The organism is Empedobacter brevis, assembly GCF_965118635.1.
Lineage (GTDB): Bacteria > Bacteroidota > Bacteroidia > Flavobacteriales > Weeksellaceae > Empedobacter > Empedobacter brevis_A.
Genome location: NZ_CBCPHV010000008.1, coordinates 58,432 through 77,739, shown reverse-complemented (window position 1 = coordinate 77,739; position 19,308 = coordinate 58,432). Strand labels below are relative to the sequence as shown.

17 protein-coding genes are annotated in these 19,308 nt (G+C 33.0%); 5 read left to right on the top strand and 12 right to left on the bottom strand.

Annotated elements, in window-relative coordinates; translation table 11 throughout:
• The first annotated feature begins 108 nt into the window (after positions 1-108).
• Positions 109-921: a WG repeat-containing protein gene (locus ACMHJW_RS11275; RefSeq protein ID WP_413533518.1), complete on the top strand. Its 813-nt coding sequence runs from the start codon at positions 109-111 to the stop codon at positions 919-921.
• Positions 922-954: 33 nt separating this feature from the next.
• Here ACMHJW_RS11275 and ACMHJW_RS11270 read toward each other — a convergent pair whose 3' ends face one another.
• From ACMHJW_RS11270 to ACMHJW_RS11255, 4 genes are all read right to left on the bottom strand, one after another.
• Complete coding sequence (locus tag ACMHJW_RS11270; RefSeq protein WP_413533517.1) at positions 955-1,521, bottom strand: GNAT family N-acetyltransferase; 567 nt, start codon at positions 1,519-1,521, stop codon at positions 955-957.
• A gap of 54 nt (positions 1,522-1,575) precedes the next feature.
• Positions 1,576-2,100 (bottom strand): hypothetical protein, encoded by a 525-nt coding sequence (locus ACMHJW_RS11265; protein ID WP_413533516.1) that lies wholly within the window; start codon positions 2,098-2,100, stop codon positions 1,576-1,578.
• Positions 2,101-2,221: 121 nt separating this feature from the next.
• Positions 2,222-3,046 carry a peptide chain release factor N(5)-glutamine methyltransferase gene (prmC, locus tag ACMHJW_RS11260; RefSeq protein ID WP_413533515.1) on the bottom strand — a complete coding sequence of 275 codons (825 nt, stop codon included), beginning with the start codon at positions 3,044-3,046 and terminating at the stop codon, positions 2,222-2,224.
• Between the two features lie 152 nt (positions 3,047-3,198).
• Entirely contained in the window at positions 3,199-4,215 is a 1,017-nt protein-coding gene (locus ACMHJW_RS11255) for a PTS transporter subunit IIC (RefSeq protein ID WP_413533514.1), read from the bottom strand.
• Positions 4,216-4,299: 84 nt separating this feature from the next.
• On the opposite strand from ACMHJW_RS11255, the gene ACMHJW_RS11250 reads away from it, so the two are divergent.
• The gene (locus tag ACMHJW_RS11250) at positions 4,300-5,277 is read left to right on the top strand and encodes a hypothetical protein (RefSeq protein ID WP_413533513.1); all 978 of its coding nucleotides are present in this window, start codon (positions 4,300-4,302) and stop codon (positions 5,275-5,277) included.
• A 48-nt stretch (positions 5,278-5,325) separates the two neighbouring features.
• Here ACMHJW_RS11250 and ACMHJW_RS11245 read toward each other — a convergent pair whose 3' ends face one another.
• From ACMHJW_RS11245 to ACMHJW_RS11235, 3 genes are all read right to left on the bottom strand, one after another.
• Entirely contained in the window at positions 5,326-8,787 is a 3,462-nt protein-coding gene (locus ACMHJW_RS11245) for a methylmalonyl-CoA mutase family protein (protein WP_413533512.1), read from the bottom strand.
• Between the two features lie 221 nt (positions 8,788-9,008).
• Positions 9,009-10,028, bottom strand: coding sequence for a UDP-N-acetylmuramate dehydrogenase (murB, locus tag ACMHJW_RS11240; RefSeq protein ID WP_413533511.1), 1,020 nt, complete (start codon positions 10,026-10,028; stop codon positions 9,009-9,011).
• A 13-nt stretch (positions 10,029-10,041) separates the two neighbouring features.
• Entirely contained in the window at positions 10,042-11,244 is a 1,203-nt protein-coding gene (locus tag ACMHJW_RS11235; RefSeq protein WP_413533510.1) for a pyridoxal phosphate-dependent aminotransferase, read from the bottom strand.
• Between the two features lie 100 nt (positions 11,245-11,344).
• Between ACMHJW_RS11235 and ACMHJW_RS11230 the strand changes: the two genes are divergently transcribed.
• The 3 genes from ACMHJW_RS11230 to ACMHJW_RS11220 all read left to right on the top strand — a co-directional run bounded on the left by ACMHJW_RS11230 (position 11,345) and on the right by ACMHJW_RS11220 (position 12,437).
• Positions 11,345-11,704, top strand: coding sequence for a YtxH domain-containing protein (locus ACMHJW_RS11230; RefSeq protein ID WP_413533509.1), 360 nt, complete (start codon positions 11,345-11,347; stop codon positions 11,702-11,704).
• A 63-nt stretch (positions 11,705-11,767) separates the two neighbouring features.
• Positions 11,768-12,118, top strand: a complete 351-nt coding sequence (locus ACMHJW_RS11225) for a phage holin family protein (protein ID WP_413533508.1) — start codon at positions 11,768-11,770, stop codon at positions 12,116-12,118.
• Positions 12,111-12,437 carry a hypothetical protein gene (locus ACMHJW_RS11220; RefSeq protein WP_413533507.1) on the top strand — a complete coding sequence of 109 codons (327 nt, stop codon included), beginning with the start codon at positions 12,111-12,113 and terminating at the stop codon, positions 12,435-12,437. Before ACMHJW_RS11225 ends, ACMHJW_RS11220 begins: the two co-directional genes overlap by 8 nt.
• A 73-nt stretch (positions 12,438-12,510) precedes the next feature.
• Here ACMHJW_RS11220 and ACMHJW_RS11215 read toward each other — a convergent pair whose 3' ends face one another.
• The 5 genes from ACMHJW_RS11215 to ACMHJW_RS11195 form a co-directional block, all read right to left on the bottom strand.
• Positions 12,511-14,208, bottom strand: coding sequence for an AMP-binding protein (locus tag ACMHJW_RS11215; protein ID WP_413533506.1), 1,698 nt, complete (start codon positions 14,206-14,208; stop codon positions 12,511-12,513).
• Positions 14,209-14,323: 115 nt separating this feature from the next.
• Entirely contained in the window at positions 14,324-16,195 is a 1,872-nt protein-coding gene (locus tag ACMHJW_RS11210; protein ID WP_413533505.1) for a DEAD/DEAH box helicase, read from the bottom strand.
• Between the two features lie 264 nt (positions 16,196-16,459).
• Positions 16,460-17,875, bottom strand: a complete 1,416-nt coding sequence (locus ACMHJW_RS11205; protein WP_413533504.1) for an L-serine ammonia-lyase — start codon at positions 17,873-17,875, stop codon at positions 16,460-16,462.
• Between the two features lie 205 nt (positions 17,876-18,080).
• A complete protein-coding gene (locus ACMHJW_RS11200) occupies positions 18,081-18,563 on the bottom strand; it encodes a hypothetical protein (protein ID WP_413533503.1) in 483 nt (160 codons plus the stop codon).
• Between the two features lie 11 nt (positions 18,564-18,574).
• A complete protein-coding gene (locus tag ACMHJW_RS11195) occupies positions 18,575-19,276 on the bottom strand; it encodes an NUDIX hydrolase (RefSeq protein ID WP_413533502.1) in 702 nt (233 codons plus the stop codon).
• Between the last annotated feature and the right edge of the window lie 32 nt (positions 19,277-19,308).

The window sequence follows — 19,308 nt, the reverse complement described above, 5'->3', positions numbered from 1 at the left end:
CAAAAATAAGAATTTAATTTACAAAAAAAGCTTAAAAACGGATATTTTAAAATTAATATAGAAACTATTTATTTTTGATTAATTATTTTTGCATCGAATTATAGAATTATGACTAAAATATTACCAAAAGATACAGACCAATTTGATGATTTCATCCACAAAGAAACTACTACTTTCGAAGAATTAACAGTCTTTGATCGCAATCACTTGGCTCCTATATCTATTGATAATAAATTTGGCTTAATAGATAAACAAGGAAACGTCATTGTTCCATTTGAATATCAAAAACTTGTTCTTACAACCATTAATGCATATAGTGCACAAAAAAATGAGAAATGGGGATTTATAACAAAATCTAACCAAATCTTAATTCCTTTTGAATACGATTTAACAAGTGATTTTATTGAAAATATTTGTGCTGTAAAAAAAAATGGAAAATGGGGTTTTATTGACTTATTAAATAAAACCGTAATTCCATTTGAATATGATGGTTGTACAGATTTTAGAGCTGGATTAGCTGGTGTGGAAAAAGATGGAAAATGGGGAATGATTAATAAAAATAATCAATTATTGATTGATTATCAATATGAATATTTAATTCCGGTTGATGAAAATTTTGCAACTTTTGGAGAATCTACATCATTGAAAGTTGAACGTCCAGATATTTTGGCATATTTTCCTTATTTTTTATCAAAAGAAAATTATTTGATGCATTTCGGACTTATTACAACCAAAAATGAACGAATTTTAGATCCAATTTCTGAATTACCAATTCTAGAAAGTTTCGAAAATCAGCCTGTTGTTCGAAAAAATTATCAATTAGGATATTTAAAAGATGGAAAAACTTTTGTGAAATTTGAACAATTTACAATCGATCCATACGAAGAAAAAATCTTAACGCAATTAGGCGTAATGAAATAAAAAAGAGCTTTACAAAAAGCTCTTTTTTATTATCTATTGTTTTGGTTTGTATTGCATATGCTCATGATTTTCGCTCATCAACGTTTTTTCTCCAACAACTTCAAAACCTTTTCTTTCATACAATTTCTTAGCATTCGGATTTGTAAAATCTACTAACAAACCCAAAGTTTTACCTTGCTTGTTTCCAATTTCCTCAATCAAATAATCTAATGTATTAGAACCGATTCCTTTTCCTCTGAAATCTTCGGATACGGCAATTGTATCAATATATATTTCTCCAGCTTGTGTTTCGTCCTGTGGATGAATAACTTGATTATATTCTTTCTCCAATAATTCTAAAACTGGTTTACGTAGTTCATCTAACTTTCCTCCATCATAAAAAGTAGTAGTACCAGCAAATTGGTTGTCATATTCTACAACAATTGTATTCTTGTAACTGTATTGATTATCTTCTTGTTCGATTAATTTTTTCAAAAATTGAACTCCTTCATTATAATCTGTTTTTCCAATAAAATCATAAACGATTTTATCCATTGCTAACATCATTAATTCTGCTATCGATGTAGCTTCTGTCTTTTTTGCTTCTCTAAAATTTAACATAAAAAAATAGCCTTGAGATTTCTCAAGGCTAAGTTAGCAATAATTATTCGAAAATTATTTTGCTTTTAATTTATCTAACGTATTGTTATATCCTTCTTTCGCTTTTTCTCCAGCTTCTTTTGCTTCAGCTTTTACATCTTTAGCAGCAGCATTAATGTCTGCTTTAGCGTCTTTTGCAGCAGCATTTACATCAGCTTTCGCTTTATCAGCTTCTACATTTACTTTATCTACAGCATCGTTTACACCTGCTTTTACATCTTTAGCAGCAGCATCTACATCAGCTTTTGCTTTTATCCAAGCATTATTAGCGTCATCATAAGCTTTTTGAGCAGCTTCTGTAGCAGCTTGATCTCCTTTAGCTTTTGCTTCTTCTAATGATTTTTTAGCCTCATCTAATTTTGCTTTAGCATCTGATTCTGATACTGTTGTTGTAGTTGTAGTTTCTTCAATAACTGCTGTAGAATCATTACCTAGTGAATCTACTGTTACATCAGTTTCAACTGTTTTTGATCCTTCTTGTTTACAAGATGTAGCAAATGATAATGATGCAACTGCTACTAATACAAATAATTTTTTCATAGTACTTTATTTAATGTTTTAATAATAGAATCTTTTCTAACAATTTTAATACCAAATTGTAATTAATTCAAGTTTTAAATTTAGAAATTTATAAAAAATAAACCAAGAGTTTTGTGAATAATTATTGATTTGAAGCGCTTATCATACGATAATTACCAGAAATATCTTTATATGTTATGACATTATCAAATTGTTTTTCAAACAATTCCTTTGTTTCTTCTGCTAAATATTGATTGATTTCGCAATAGATTTTACCATTTTCTTTTAGATGATTTTTGGCAAATGCAATTATTCGCTCATAAAAAATCAATGGATTTTCGTTGTCTACAAATAATGCCAAATGTGGCTCGAAGCCTAAAACATTTTGATGCATTTCCTCTTTTTCTAGATTTCGGATATAAGGCGGATTGGAAATAATAACATCAAATTTTTCACTTAATTGAATATCTTCCAATAAATCTTTGTGATGAAATTTCACATTAACCTTTAGGTTTTCAGCATTTAATCGGGCAATTTCCAAGGCTTTTTCCGAAACATCTAATGCCGAAACCTCAGCTGTTGGGAATAACTTTGCCAAAGAAATAGGTATACAACCTGTTCCTGTACCCAAATCGATGATAGAAATTTCCTGATTCTCATGATTATCATTATGAATCAATTCGATTAATTCTTCTGTTTCTGGTCGAGGAATCAATGTATGTTCGTTTACAAAAAAGAAATCATTGTAGAAAAAAGCCTTTCCAGTAATATGTTGTATTGGTTTTCCTGCTGCTAAATCTTCTAAATCTACCAGTATTTCATCCGTTAAATCAAGGTTCTGATCACTTCTTAAATCAAGGTTCAACTTGTCTTCCACATAAATCATGAACATATGAGAAGCTTCTTCTTTATTATAAAGTGATTGCAATTTTTCTATAAACAAGTGTTTTAGCTCGGCTAAAGTCATTTTGTAAATTTTTTTCCAAAGTTATAGGTTATTAATTGAATCTGCATTGTTCTCCCTTTTCAAAGCACACAAAAAAGTGAACAAACCTGTACAGACTTTAATCAAACCGTTAGAAAACAACTCTATAAAGGCATATTATCTTATGTATTTACTCATCCCAACTTCATATCACCAGCTTTTATCCAGTTCTTTTTTCTCATAAAAAGATAGATTAAATAAGATAGAATTGCGGGAGCGATAAGTTGTAAAATCAAAATTGAAGCTAATATATAAGTCGCACTATAGTTAGCTTTCATGGCGTTGAACGTTCCTATTTGCCCAACCAAACCGCAAGAACCCATTCCTGATTCGAGTGCTGTGTTCTCCATATTAAAGTAAATGATAGCGATAGGACCTATGATTGCCGATGATAATGTGGGTGGAATCCAGATTTTCCAGTTCTTATAGATATTGGGAACCTGCAACATACTTGTTCCAAGTCCTTGTGCTAAAACTCCTTTCAAGCCATTATCCTTAAAACTTATCGTTGCAAAACCTATCATTTGTGCGCAACAACCTATCGTAGCTGCGCCTGCAGCTAAGCCATCTAGCTCTAGCATAAGACACAAAGCTGCTGATGAAATAGGTAATGTCAGCACCATTCCGACAATAACAGCCACTACAATTCCCATGATAAGCGGGTTAGAATCGGTAGATAACATGATTACTTCTCCAATCCATTTCATTATTTGTTGTACAGACGGACCTATTATCTGAGCCAATATTACGCCTACTAATACAGTTACAACAGGTGTTATTACAATATCTATACGTGTTTCTCCTGCTACCATCTTCCCTATTTCTACCGCAACTACTGTGGCAATAAAAACTCCTAAAGGTCCTCCTAATTGATAAGACGCAATTCCTACAACCGCAGAAGAGAACAAAACCAATTGTGGCGCACGCAAACTATAAGCTATAGCAAGTGCAATTGCTGGTCCTGTTGCTTGATTAGCTACTGGCCAAACGGTATCTGTCAAAAAAGTAATACCTAGCTCCTCTCCTATTGTTTTCAAGATTGTGCCTACAAGTAACGTAGCAAACAGCCCATAAGCCATTGCTCCCATAGCATCTATAAAGTATCGTTTCAGTGAAACTTGAATATCTTTTTTAAGTAAGAAGTCTTTCATTGTTATTTATTACGATTACAAAGATGATATAAAATGTCATATTTTTTTTAGTATATTTAATAATTAATCAACTATCCTAAAACAATGAAAATCAATTTTTTTTTGATATTATTAATATTCTTATCTCTAATTTCTTGTCATAAAGAAGATAAAACTTACGCAAATCTAGATTCACCTCAAAATATTGCAACTACTCAAATAGAGGATTCTATTAAATCAACAAATATTTTTTATTCAAATAAAAATAATAATTTACTAAGAGTTTTTGTTCCAAATAAAAATCAATCAGATCCTTATTTTTATTCAGATACTGCAATTGTTTTGAAAGTTGAATCAATTTCAAATTCTAATAAACGAAAGTCAGTTGATTTATTAAATCTAGATTGGACATATTTAACAATAGATAGTACAAGCATCAATGTTGAAACTTTTCAAAATAAACCTTTTTTATTTTTTTCAGCTAGGACTGATTTTATGGGAAGAGCTATCAATGTAAAATCTGTATACTTCTGGATGATTAATACTAAAAACATAAAAGAGAATTATTCTCTTACCTATACAGGTTACTTTTCTCCTGTTTGTAATGAATGTATTAAAGGTGATTTTGAAAAAAATAATATTCCTAAAGAAATAGAAAATACTTTATTAAATTTTTCAAAAACTTCTAGTTTTATTTATCAAAAAACAAACAAAAAAGAAGATGATTATAAAGATTATGAAGAAAAATGGCAAACAGATAATAATGTAGATAGTCATTTCGGTTCAGGAAATCTAGAACCAATAAATCAAATTTATTCAACCTATTACACTGATAATTTATTTAAAATTGGTGGTAATTCTTCTACAAAAATTGAGAATGATAATTATATCATTAATTCATATTTTAGAGGTAATTTGATTGGATATGATAAAAATAAAAAACTGTACTTTCCAATTCTTGTTGAAAGTTGTAGCTACTCATGCGATAAGAAAATTGAATTTATAAATTCGAATACAATCAAAATAGAATATGAATACTCAGATGAGTACGAAATTGATTTATCTAAAATAATATTTAAATAAAAAGTCTCACAAATGTGAGACTTTTATAATAATTTAATATTGTATCAATTACATATTACGTCTGTATTGTCCGCCCACTTTGAACAAAGCGTCTGTTATTTGCCCAAGCGAACAAACCTTAGTAGCATCCATTAAAGCCTCGAAGATGTTTTGATTTCTTACTGCCACCTCTTGTATATGAGCAAGCTGTGCTTTCTCTTCTTCTGCCTTTACATTATGCAAGTTTTCTTTCGTTCTTATCTGGAATTGCTTCTCTTCTTCCGTTGCACGAATAACTTCTGCTGGAACAACTGTCTTCGAGCCTGAGGCACTTAGGAACGTATTAACACCGATAATCGGGAACTGTCCGTTGTGCTTTAACGTCTCGTAATACAATGATTCTTCTTGTATCTTAGATCGTTGATACATTGTTTCCATTGCACCCAACACGCCCCCTCGCTCAGTTATACGGTCGAACTCTGTTAGGACTGCCTCTTCTACCAAGTCAGTCAACTCTTCGATAATGAAAGAACCTTGTATTGGATTCTCATTCTTTGCAAGTCCTAACTCTTTATTAATAATCAATTGTATTGCCATTGCTCTGCGTACAGATTCTTCTGTTGGCGTAGTAATCGCTTCATCATACGCATTGGTATGTAGCGAATTACAGTTATCATAAATGGCATATAAAGCTTGTAATGTAGTGCGAATATCGTTAAAATCAATCTCTTGTGCGTGCAAAGAGCGTCCAGATGTCTGTATATGATACTTCAACATTTGGGCACGTTCATTCGCTCCGTACTTTTGTTTCAAGGCTTTTGCCCATATACGACGAGCCACACGACCTATGACAGAGTACTCTGGGTCGATACCATTCGAGAAAAAGAACGATAGGTTTGGACCAAAAGCATTGATATCCATACCACGCGACAAGTAATATTCGACATAAGTGAAGCCGTTTGCCAAAGTGAAAGCTAGCTGTGTTACAGGATTTGCACCAGCTTCTGCGATGTGATACCCAGAGATAGACACAGAATAAAAGTTGCGGACATTCTCTTTGATAAAGTATTCTTGTACATCACCCATAAGGCGCAAAGCGAACTCTGTAGAGAAGATACAGGTGTTTTGTGCCTGATCTTCTTTCAAGATATCAGCCTGAACTGTACCGCGAACTTGTGCCAATGTATTCTTTTTAATGTCTGCATAGACATCAGCAGGCAGCACTTGATCTCCTGTTACACCTAATAACATCAATCCCAATCCATCATTACCCTCTGGTAAATCGCCATTGTATCGAGGTCTTTCTAAGCCTTTATCTTCATAAATTGCCTTAATTTTTGCTTCGACCTCCGCTTCTAATTCATGTTCTTTTATGTACTTTTCACAATTCTGATCGATAGCAGCATTCATAAAGAAGCCTAATAACATAGGTGCTGGACCGTTAATTGTCATGGAAACAGACGTCATAGTATGTGATAAATCGAAGCCTGAATAGAGTTTCTTCGCGTCATCTAAGCAACAAATAGAAACGCCTGCATTCCCAATTTTACCGTATATATCTGGGCGATGCCCCGGGTCGTTACCATATAAAGTTACCGAGTCGAAAGCTGTTGAAAGGCGTTTGGCAGGCATACCTTTTGACACATAATGGAAACGGCGATTGGTACGTTCTGGTCCACCTTCGCCTGCAAACATACGTGTAGGATCCTCTCCTTCACGCTTGAAAGGGTACAGTCCTGATGTAAAAGGAAACTCGCCCGGTACGTTTTCTTGCAGTACCCAACGTAAAATATCGCCCCAAGCCTCGTACTTTGGTAAGGCAACTTTTGGTATTTGTAAGTGCGATAATGATTCGGAATGCGTTTGAATCTTAATCTCTTTATCGCGAACTTTGAACGAATATACAGGGTTCTTGTACTTGTTTACCTTGTCGTCCCAAGTCGTTATTACTTCCCAATTGTAAGGATCTAAGTTAAGTTTCAGCTTATCGAACTCTGCTAATAATACCTTAGAAAGCTCTTCGTTTTCTGTACCGATAACTTCTATTCCGTGCTGTGTTAAGGCAGGTAACTTACCCGAAATAGTTTCGATTGTTTTAAAAATACCGTACAACTTCTGCGCTACATCCTTTTGTACAACTGTCTTATTGTCATATCCTCGGTTGTTTTCTGCAATCTCGGAAAGGTAACGCGTGCGAGAAGGTGGGATAACGAATATCTTCTCTGACATCTCTTTTGTAATCTCGAAAGACGAAACCAAGTCTGCTCCTGTCTTTTCGACCACTTTGTCTATAATCGATTTGTACAATTGATTAGTCCCTGGGTCGTTGAATTGTGAAGCAATCGTGCCGTAAACTGGCATATCATCTGGGTTGATATCCCATAGATTATGGTTACGTTGATATTGTTTTTTCACGTCTCGTAGAGCATCTAATGCGCCACGTTTATCGAATTTGTTGATAGCAACAATGTCGGCAAAGTCTAGCATATCAATCTTTTCTAACTGTGTTGCAGCACCAAACTCAGGTGTCATGATGTATAATGACGCATCTGAATGGTCTAAAATCTCGGTGTCTGACTGCCCGATACCTGATGTTTCGAGGATGATTAAGTCATATTTTGCTGTTTTCAACACTTGAATCGCTTCTTCTACATAGCGCGACAACGCCAAGTTTGACTGACGAGTTGCCAATGAACGCATGTAAACACGAGGATTATTAATGGAGTTCATGCGGATACGATCGCCTAATAATGCTCCGCCCGTCTTCTTCTTCGAAGGATCTACAGACACTAAAGCAATTGATTTCTCAGGGAAATCGATCAAGAAACGGCGTACGATTTCATCTACCATCGACGACTTTCCTGCTCCTCCTGTACCCGTAATCCCCAAAACTGGCGCTGAATTGTCTTCTACTTTAGCAAAGTCGAACACCTTTAAGAAGTCTTCTTCGCGGTTTTCTGCCAGAGAGATTAATCGAGAGATAGTGGTAATGTCCTTGTCTTGTAACGATTGATAGACGTCTTTGCCAGCAGGAAGCACTAGATCCATCGTTGGGAAATCGGCTTTGGCTACCATATCGTTAATCATTCCTTGCAGTCCTAGTTCGCGACCATCGTCTGGTGAATAGATACGTGTGATGCCATATTCCATTAGATCGTTAATCTCCGTAGGGAGGATTACGCCGCCACCGCCGCCAACAATCTTTATATGACCTGCTCCTTTCTCCTGCAACAAGTCGTACATATATTTAAAGTATTCGTTGTGTCCGCCCTGATATGATGTCATCGCGATAGCGTTCGCATCTTCCTGAATTGCTGTGTTTACAACATCTTCTACCGATTTATCATGACCTAAGTGAATTACTTCGCAACCTGTAGATTGTATAATGCGACGCATAATGTTGATTGCTGCATCGTGTCCGTCAAACAAAGCTGCAGCCGTTACAATGCGTATTTTGTTTTGCGGCTGATAGGCTTTTTGTATAGGATGTTTGAAGTTTTCCTTCTTTTCTTCTTGTGTGGTTTGTGACATTTATTTGTGATTTTGATTTTTTATGGTTATTGCTAATATAATATAATTTTGAATGTTATAGCATGCATAAAATTATCACATTAAATGAAAAGGCAATCAAATTGAAGAAAAATTAATAGAATAATCTAGAACTTCATTTTGTATTTAAAAACTATTTAGCTTCTGACTCTGAAATGAAAAAAATAAAAAATAAAAAAATCCCGCCTAAAGCGGGATTTAATTTATTGTATAATATTAACTTCTCTAACCAATGTTACACCATATTTGGCTTTCACATCTTCTATAATTCGTTCAGATAATTCATAAATTTCTCGTCCAGTTGCATTTCCATAATTCACTAAAACCAATGCTTGTTTATCGTGAACACCCGCATCACCAAAACGTTTTCCTTTCCAACCTGCATGTTCTATTAGCCAACCTGCGGCTAATTTTACACCTGAATCAGTTTTGAAATGAGAAATTTCTGGATGAAGTTTTTCAATTTCAACAAATTCATCCATCGAAATTACAGGATTTTTAAAGAAACTTCCCGAATTTCCTATTTGCGAAGGATCTGGTAATTTACTTTGACGAATTCTAATCACAGCTGCACTAATTTCTTGAATCGAAGGTTCGAAAATTTCTTCTTTCTCCAATTCGGATTTTATTGCGCCGTAATCTACATGAAGTTGATGATTCTTTTTCGTTAATTTGAATGTAACTGCTACCAAAACATATTGTCCTCTCAACTCATTTTTGAAAACAGATTCACGATAACCAAAATGACATTCTTCGTTTGTAAAAGTACGCTCTTCTCCTGTTTCTAATTCTAAGGTTTGAACTTCTTCAATATAATCTTTAACCTCAACACCATATGCACCAATATTTTGCATCGGAGCCGTTCCTACATTTCCAGGAATCAATGAAAGATTTTCTAATCCTCCAAAATCATTCTGCAATGTCCATTCTACAAAGTTGTGCCAATTCTCACTTCCTTGCGTTTTTACATATACAAAATCATCATCTTCATTGATGATTTCAATTCCTTTCAAGTTCAATTTTAACACAATTCCTGGAAAATCGTCAACAAAAAGCATATTACTTCCTCCACCAATAAATAAAATAGGTAAATCTTTTTGACGACGAAAAACCAAAACTTTTCGCAAATCTTGAATAGTTGCTACGTCTGCAAAGTATTTTGCTTTCGCATCTATTCCGAATGTGTTATATAATTTTAATGAATAATTTTCGATGATTTCCATCTTCCTATTTTTCTTATGATCTAATTGTTCCTGGATATTTTTCTAAAGCTTCTTTCAATAATTCGACAGAACGAACTAAATCTTCTTCTTTAAGAACATAAGCCAAACGAACTTCTTGAATTCCTGAATTTGGTGTTGAATAAAATCCTGCTCCTGGTGCTAACATTACTGTTTCTCCATTTGATGAGAAAGATTCTAACAACCAAATAGCAAATTTCTCTGCACTATCTACTGGCAACTGAACCATGCAATAGAAAGCTCCTTTTGGATTTGGACAAACAACTCCTGGAATTTGTTTCAAACCTTCGACTAATGTATTGCGACGTTTTAAATATTCTGTACGACAATCTTCGAAATATGTTCCTACATTTCTATGTGCTAAAGTTGCAATATATTGAGAAATTTCAACAGGACTTAAACGCGCTTGTGCATACAACATTGCTGCTTTCAAGAATTTCTCATTACGCGTAATCAAAGCTCCAGAACGTGCTCCACATAAAGAAAAACGTTTAGATTCCGAATCAATTACAATAGCATTATCTTTTAATTCTGGAAAACTTAAAACTGATGTAAATTCTTCTTCTGTATATAAATACTCTGCATAAACTTCATCTGCAATCAAGTAGATATCATGTTCTAAAACTAAATCTTTCAATTGATTTAATTCTTCTTTCGAATATACATAACCTGTTGGATTTCCTGGATTACAAATTAAAATTGCACGAGTTTTATCTGTAATTTTTTTTGCAAACTCTTCAATAGCAGGTAAAGCAAAATTATTTTCTATTGTTGATGGAACAGGAACTATATTTACATCATTCTCACAAGTAAATCCGTTGTAATTCGCATAAAAAGGTTCTGGAATAATAATTTCATCACCTGGATTTGCAATAATTCCGAAAATAAATAATAAAGCTTCAGAACCACCTAAAGTTGCAATAAAATTTTCCGGCGTTAATTTTATTCCACGATTTTTATAATAATCCGTCAATGCTTGACGATATTCCAATGTTCCTTCTGAATGTGTATAAGAAATAATCTTAGAAGGAAAATTTTTCAATCCATCTAAAACAGCCTTTGGCGACTCAATATCAGGTTGTCCAATGTTTAAGTGATAAACTTTAGTTCCTCTTTTCTTTGCTTCATCAGCATATGGCACCAACTTTCTGATTGGAGAAGCTGGCATATTTTGTGATTTTTGAGACAATGTTAACATTTATTGTAATTTTTTAAATTTCATTTGATTTTTTTGGTATTGTTTTTGTAATTTTAGAGTGTAAATATAAAAAACGTTTAATCTCAAAAAAAACTTTATTATGAGTAAATTAAATAATGCAACTAAATTATTGGCAGGTTTAGCAATCGGAACAGCAATCGGAGCAGTAGTAGGATTATTATATGCACCAGAATCTGGAAAAGACACACGCAAAAAATTAAAAAAAGAAGCTGATAAATACAAAAAAGAGCTTGATAAATATGCGAATGATTTTTCTGACAAAGCGAAAAAAACTAAAAAAGAATTAGAAGCTAAATTAGAAGAAGTTAAAGCTAAATTGGCTGAACAAAAAGACGAGTTTGTTTCAAAAGCAAAAGAAGCTGGAAAAGATTTAAAATCTAAAGCAAATCAAACTAAAGAAGATTTAAAAGACGAATTCCAAGAAAACGTAGGAGTTTAGTTTTAACAAAATACAATATTCCTTAAAATTTATAATTAACTTTGTCTGAAATAAATCAGTTTTATGTTTAATGAACTAAAAATTTATATTAACAATAGAATTACTTTAGCAAAATATGATCTCGTAGATTCGTTGAGTAACATGTTAGCTAGCGGTATTTACGTGTTAATCATTGCCGTATTTTCTTTGTTTTTAGTATTATTAGGGAGTTTGGCATTAGGATTTATTTTAGGAAGTTATTTTGATAATACAGGATTAGGTTTCCTTGCAGTAACTGGAATTTATCTTTTGATGATGGTTCTGTCTATTTTATTTAGAAAGAAATTAAAATTGTTTATTGTAAATATTACAATAGAAAATGCAATGGAAGCAATGTCTAACCAAGATGATGATGAAGATGACGACGATGAATAATAAAGGACAAACAAATGCTATAAAGAATTTAGACGATTTGCGAATGGCAAAACGTAAACTAAAGCTGCAAATGAAAGTTGCTGAAAATAAGCATGAAAATTCATTTGTTAATAAAGCATTTAATGTTGTTAAAAATTTACAATCTGATTCTAGTTTTACATCATCGAGAGTTGAAAATGCTTTAAATTGGGCTGGAGACAAAGCTTCTAAAAAATATCCTATGAAGGGATTTACAAAAATTTTAATCTCTGGATTGATTATGATAGCAGTTCCGATTATTACGAGTAAAATTCAGGAGTATATCGAGGAAAAATTATAAAATAATTATTTGATAATAATAAAAAAACCACTTCAATTGAAGTGGTTTTTTTATGTGTTAATTCTAAACTCATCTAATATTTTTCATAAAAATATTCATTAGATAATATTGTTTTATTCTTTTTGTCAATTGCTTCTTGATTGCGCAGTTCTACACGACGGATTTTTCCAGAAATTGTTTTTGGTAAACTTTCTACAAATTGTATTATACGTGGAATCTTATAACGCGCCAAATGTTTTTCTGTATATCTAAAGATATCTTGTGCTAATTCTTCAGACATCTCATAACCTGGTTTTAAAATAACAAAAGCTTTTATAGCATTATTCCGTAAATCATGAGGACTCGCAACAACAGCAGCTTCCATAATTGCATCGTGTTCTAATAAAGCACTTTCAACCTCAAAAGGTCCAACTCGAAAATCAGACGCTTTTATCACATCATCATCACGTCCAACAAACCAAATATATCCATCTTCATCTTTATAGGCTTTGTCACCTGTATAATATAAACCATGTTTAAAAACTGTTGCTATTTTATCTTTTTGAATCAAATAGGTTTTAAAAATGCCATTAATCGTCTCTTCATTATGTACTACACAAATATTTCCTTCTTCACAATCTTGAACAAAATTCCCATTTTCATCTGCAATTACAATATCGTACAAAAAAGTAGGTTTTCCCATTGAACCATACTTTATAATCTCATTGGGTAAATTTACGATCATTGCTGTAGACTCTGATTGTCCATATCCATCGCGAATCGTAATTCCTGTTCCTTCTTTCCAAACATCAATAATTTCTGGATTCAAAGGTTCTCCTGCAGCAACACATTGTCGAAGTTTGAACTGATAGCTTTTCAAATCCTCCAGGATTAATACACGAAAAGCTGTCGGAGGAGCACAAAAAGTTGTTACTTCTAAATCTTGAATGGTTTGTAATTGTTCTTTTGGCACAAATTTATCTGCATGATAACCCAAAATTGTAGCGCCCATATTCCATGGAGCAAAGAAACTACTCCAAAAGAATTTTGCCCAGCCTGGTTGAGAAATATTGTAATGTAAATCGCCTTTTTTCATTCCAACCCAAGATGCAGTTGTAAAACCTCCTAATGGATATGTGTAATGTGTATGCACAACGACTTTCGGCATTCCTGTTGTACCTGAAGTAAAGAAGTAAAATAAATCATCATCTGGTTTTGTATCTGCTGCTTCTGCTTCAATAGACTCATTCCATAATTCATTAATGCTAATCCACCCTTTTCTTTCTCCTTCTGTGATTAGTTTTATTGTAATTTTTTTATCAAACTTTGCCTCTGCTTCATCTATTTTTGATGCATTCGCTTGATCTGCCAAAACAACTTCTGGAAAAGAAGATTCGAATCTAAATGTAAGATCTCTCACTTCTAAAGTTGTGGCTGCTGGAATAACAATTAAACCTCCTTTAATAGCAGCTAAATAACCTATCCAAGTAATTGGTAATAATGGAACTTGAGAAAACATTTTATCTCCTTGTACAATTCCTTTGCTTCTTAAATAGTTTAAGAATTGATTGTATTTATCGGCTAAATCTTGAAAAGTATAATCTTCTCTTTCATTATTGTACTTGCAAATTAACCCTTTCTGCTTACCGAGTTGATTTACATTATAAGGTTCGAAAATATCTCTTACCCAATTAAACTTTTCTGGCTTGAAAATTTTAATTGCTTTTAATCGTTCATAGTCTTCTTCTTCGATGGATGATCGAATAGAGTTAAATAATTCTTGTACTGTCATTTATTTGTGTTTTAAATAAATATAAAAATTTATTTATTCAAACATAAATTTTCAGTAATAAAAAAAGGATGATTTAATTAAATCATCCTTTTTATTTCTATTAAGTAGAAGCAGATTAATCTCTACCTCTTCTTGAATTTCCTGTTCTGTTACGGTCTCCACCACGGTAACCACCACGATCTCCGCCTCTAGTGTCACGGCTATCACGATCACGGTCTCCACCACGATATCCTCCTTTGTCACGATCTCCACCGCGATAACCACCACTTCTTTCGCGATCATTATCTCTACGGCTGTTATAACCACGTCCACGAGAATCTCCTCCATTACGACGGCGATCTCCTCCACGACGTTCTCCATCACCACGTCTTGGTTCTGGTTTTGAGATTTGAACATCTAAATCAACACCATCACGTTGAGCATTTTTGAAAGACTCAAGTACTAATGATTCAAACTGAGTATCAACTTCGAAGAAAGAGAAATTACGTAAAATTTCAATTTTTCCTATTTCGATATTACGGTTACGCGTTTGTTCATTGATTAAACCAATTAAATTCGGAACACGTAAGTTATGTTTTTGCCCAATATTGATGAAGAAACGAGAGAAATCTCTTCCTCCGCGACGATTAGAAGAACGATCTCCTCTATCACCACGTTCTCCTTCAGATGAAATATCTTTGGTGTTTTTATAATATTCTAAGAAAGAATTGAACTCAACTGTCATGAAACGTTTCAATAAATCGTCACGATCTAAGTTTGCCAATTTTTCGTTTACAGTTTCCATGTAAGGTTCAATTAATTCTTCATCAACATCAATATTTTCGATTTTGTCAATTAAAGAAATTAAACGTTTTTCACAGATTTCTGCTCCAGTTGGAACATTTTTCGGCTCAATTTTAGAAGCGATTAATTTTTCTAAATCTCTAATTTTACGAGCTTCACGTCCTCCTGAAATAATAATAGAAATCCCTTTGTTACCTGCACGTCCTGTTCTTCCTGAACGGTGAACATAAACTTCTGGATCATCTGGTAAATTGAAGTTGATAACATGTGTTAACTCATTTACGTCGATACCACGAGCAGCAACGTCTGTTGCAACAAGGATTTGAATATTTTGGTTACGGAATTTTTCCATCACGTGATCACGTTGTGATTGTGATAAATCTCCGTGTAATGCATCAGCATTGTAACCATCTTGCATCAATTTATCTGCAATATCTTTCGCTTCACGGCGAGTTCTACAGAAAACGATACCATAAATATTTGGGTAATAATCGGCCAAACGTTTTAAAGCTAAGTAACGATCAGAAGAACGTACTAAATAAACGTGATGTTCGATATTTTTTGATGCAGTATTTACTTTACTTACAGCAATCTCAACTGGATTGTGCATATATTCTGAAGCGATACGACGAACCTCTGAAGGCATTGTAGCTGAGAATAATAAAGTTTGTTTCTCTTCTGGAGTAGTTTCTAAAATAGAATCAATTTCGTCACGGAATCCCATGTTCAGCATTTCATCTGCTTCATCTAAAACTGTCCATGTAATGTCATTAATTTTTAATGCACCACGTTTTATTAAATCCATTGTACGACCTGGTGTTCCTACAACGATTTGTGGATTATCTTTTAATCCTCTAATTTGTTTAACGATGTCAGCACCACCGTAAACTGCCTGTACACGTACTCCACGCATATCTGCAGAAAAAGATTCTAATTCTTTAGCAATTTGTAAACATAATTCACGAGTAGGGCACAAAATAATTGCTTGTACTGATTTTGAATTATTGTCTAATTGATTTAAAACCGGAAGTCCAAATGCTGCAGTTTTTCCTGTTCCTGTTTGCGCCAATGCAATAACATCTTGATCTGATGAAAGGATTTGAGGAATAGCTTTTTCTTGAATTGGAGAAGGGTTAACGAAGCCCATTTTCTCAATTGCAGTTAGGATCTCTTCTTGAAGTCCTAATTCTTTGAATGTAATCATGTTAGATACGATACCGAGATAATGAAATTCATTTATATTTCATATCACGGTTTTATTTTAAATTATTTAACCAACAGATATGAAAGAATAAAATTAAATGGCTGAGCAGCCTAAAAAATCCCTAAATGAATATTCTTTAACATCCGTACCTTAACTCTAAAAGGCTGTGCAAAGGTAAGGATTATTTTTGAAATACACAACACACATTCATAATCCTTACAATTAACACATATAATGTTTTTCACATTGATAATAAATACATTACTAGCAATCTGCAATATTTACAGCAATTGCCAAACCTCCTTCGGAAGTTTCTTTGTATTTATTATTCATATCTTTTGCAGTTTCCCACATTGTATTTACTACTTTATCTAACGGAACTTTTACATTTAACGGATCTGTGTCTAATGCTAATTCGGCTGCATTTATCGCTTTAATCGCTCCCATTGTGTTTCGCTCTATACAAGGAATTTGTACTAAACCTCCAATCGGATCGCATGTTAAACCTAAATGATGCTCCATTGCTATTTCTGCTGCAATAGTAACTTGTGCTGGAGTTCCTCCCATTAATTCGCACAAAGCTCCTGCAGCCATAGCTGAAGAAACACCAATCTCTGCTTGACAACCTCCCATTGCGGCTGAAATAGTTGCTCCTTTTTTAAAAATAGAACCAATTACTCCTGCTGTAGTTAAGAATTGTTTAATTTCTTTTGGACCTGCTTTGTGATTTTCGATAACCAAATAATACATTAAAATTGCTGGTATAACTCCCGCACTTCCGTTTGTTGGTGCTGTTACAACTCTACCCAAAGAAGCATTTACTTCATTTACAGCTAAGGCGAAACAACTTACCCATTTTAGAATTTGACGAAAATAGACCTTGGTTTTTCGGATTGATGTAATCCATTCTTCTGGATTAGAATAAGGTATTGATCCGACCAAATTCTTATTCATAGCAAAAGCACGACGTTTTACATTTAATCCTCCTGGCAATGTACCTTCTGTATGACAACCAATGTACATACATTCTAACATTGTATTCCAAATACGCATTAATTCGTGATCAATTTCATCTTCTGTTCGAAGAGTTTTTTCATTTTCGAACATAATTTCAGAAATAGATTTATTTTCTTTTGTACAAAAATCTAATAATTCTGCAGATGTATTAAATTGATATGGAAAATCGCAAGTAACATCTGTATTTGTGGTGTTATCGTCTTCTTTTGTAATGAACCCTCCTCCTATTGAAAAAAATGTTGAAGAAAATTCTTTGTCTTCATAAAAAGCAGTAAACATCATTCCATTTGCATGAAAATCTAAAAATTCTCTATTGAAAATGATATCTGTTTTAGGATCAAATTCAATTAAAAATCTGTTTCCGAAATTTAATTTTTTCTCCGTATTTATCGCATTGATAATAGTTGAAATATCATCAATAGGAATATACTCAGGATCAGCTCCACTTAGTCCTAACATTACTGCATAATCTGTAGCATGTCCTTTTCCTGTTAAAGATAAAGAACCGTATAAATCTACACGAACTCGAGTAATTTTATCAAAAATAGATGCAGCTTCTAATTCTTTCAAGAAAGCTTCTGCAGCACGCCAAGGACCTAAAGTATGAGAACTTGAAGGGCCTACGCCAATTTTGAGCATATCAAATACTGAAATACAATCCATTCTGTACTTTTAATTTACATTTTTCCACACAAGACAAATATAATCGTTAATTCAAATATTCACTTTGTTTTTATACAAATTTTATGAATTTGAAAAATAAAAGGGCTTAAAATATTCAATATGAACATTTTTAATAAAAAATTCACAATAAAAAAGAGATTACATAATAATGTAACCTCTTTATTTTACGTTTTTTTAGTTTTATTTATTTGAATCTATACCAATAAGGATAAATAATTGCTAAACCGTAGCCTATAAACACAAACAACGAAAACATTGTAAATAATGTTCCATCGGCCATAAATTCGGGTTGTATAACTGCTGACGCAAATAATGAAATAACAACCATATATACTCCGATCTTTTTGTAAGCATTAACAAAGAAAATTCCTGTTAAAGCAATTACTCCTAATATAATTGTAACAATTGGATACCATTTTGGCATTTCAGGCGCATCATCATTTAGCATTTGTCTGAACAAATAATCATTTGTTACAAATAACTGATATCCGCGATAAATAATACTCAAAATCAAAAAAACCATTATAAATATCATTGATTTGAATAAAAAGGATTTTTTATTTCCTTTGTGCTCCAAATCTTTACTTTTTGTTTGATCTGACATTAAAACCTTTGTGTCAAATATGTCATCACGTTCTTTATCGGTATCTATTTTTTGATCTTTCATAACTTAATTTTTTAAAATAAGAAATCATATCCTTTCAAACTTAATTTTTCATATTTCTCTTCATCAAAACGATATAATTTAGATACTTTACGATGTTGTTTAGGATCTGTTGTATTACCGGTTTCTATGATTAAGTTTGAATTAAAAATTTTCTTTCTAAAGTTACGTTTATCCAATTCTCTGTTCAACGCTTTTTCATATAAACTTTGCAATTCTGCAATCGTAAACTCGTCTCCTAAAAGATTAAATCCTACAGGACGACGTTTAACACGGCGTTTGACGCGTTCTTTTGCATATTTTATAATCTCATTATGATCAAAAGCTAAATCGGGAACACGATCATAAGGAAACCATTCTCCTCCGTGTGCTTTAACTTTTTCTTCAATTTGAGGTGTTAATTTTACCAAAGCATAATACGCTACATTCACAACTCGTCCTAATGGATTACGAAAAACTTTTGTGAAAGCTTTTAACTGCTCTATATAGGTTTGATGCTCGTCATACGCAATTTTTTCGATCAATAATTCGTGAATTGCTTGATCATTGCTTACAGTTGGTGCGATATATTTACCTGGCAAAACTAAAGCTCCTTTAAAAGGATCACTTAGTTTTTTATAAACTAATATTTTAAGATCTTCTCCATCAAACCCGAAAAGTACGAGACTTGAACAGAGAGCGACCTGAAAAAACTTTTCCTTTTCTTCGTCTGTCATTTTGTGGGATGGTTTAAAAAGTTGAAATTTTC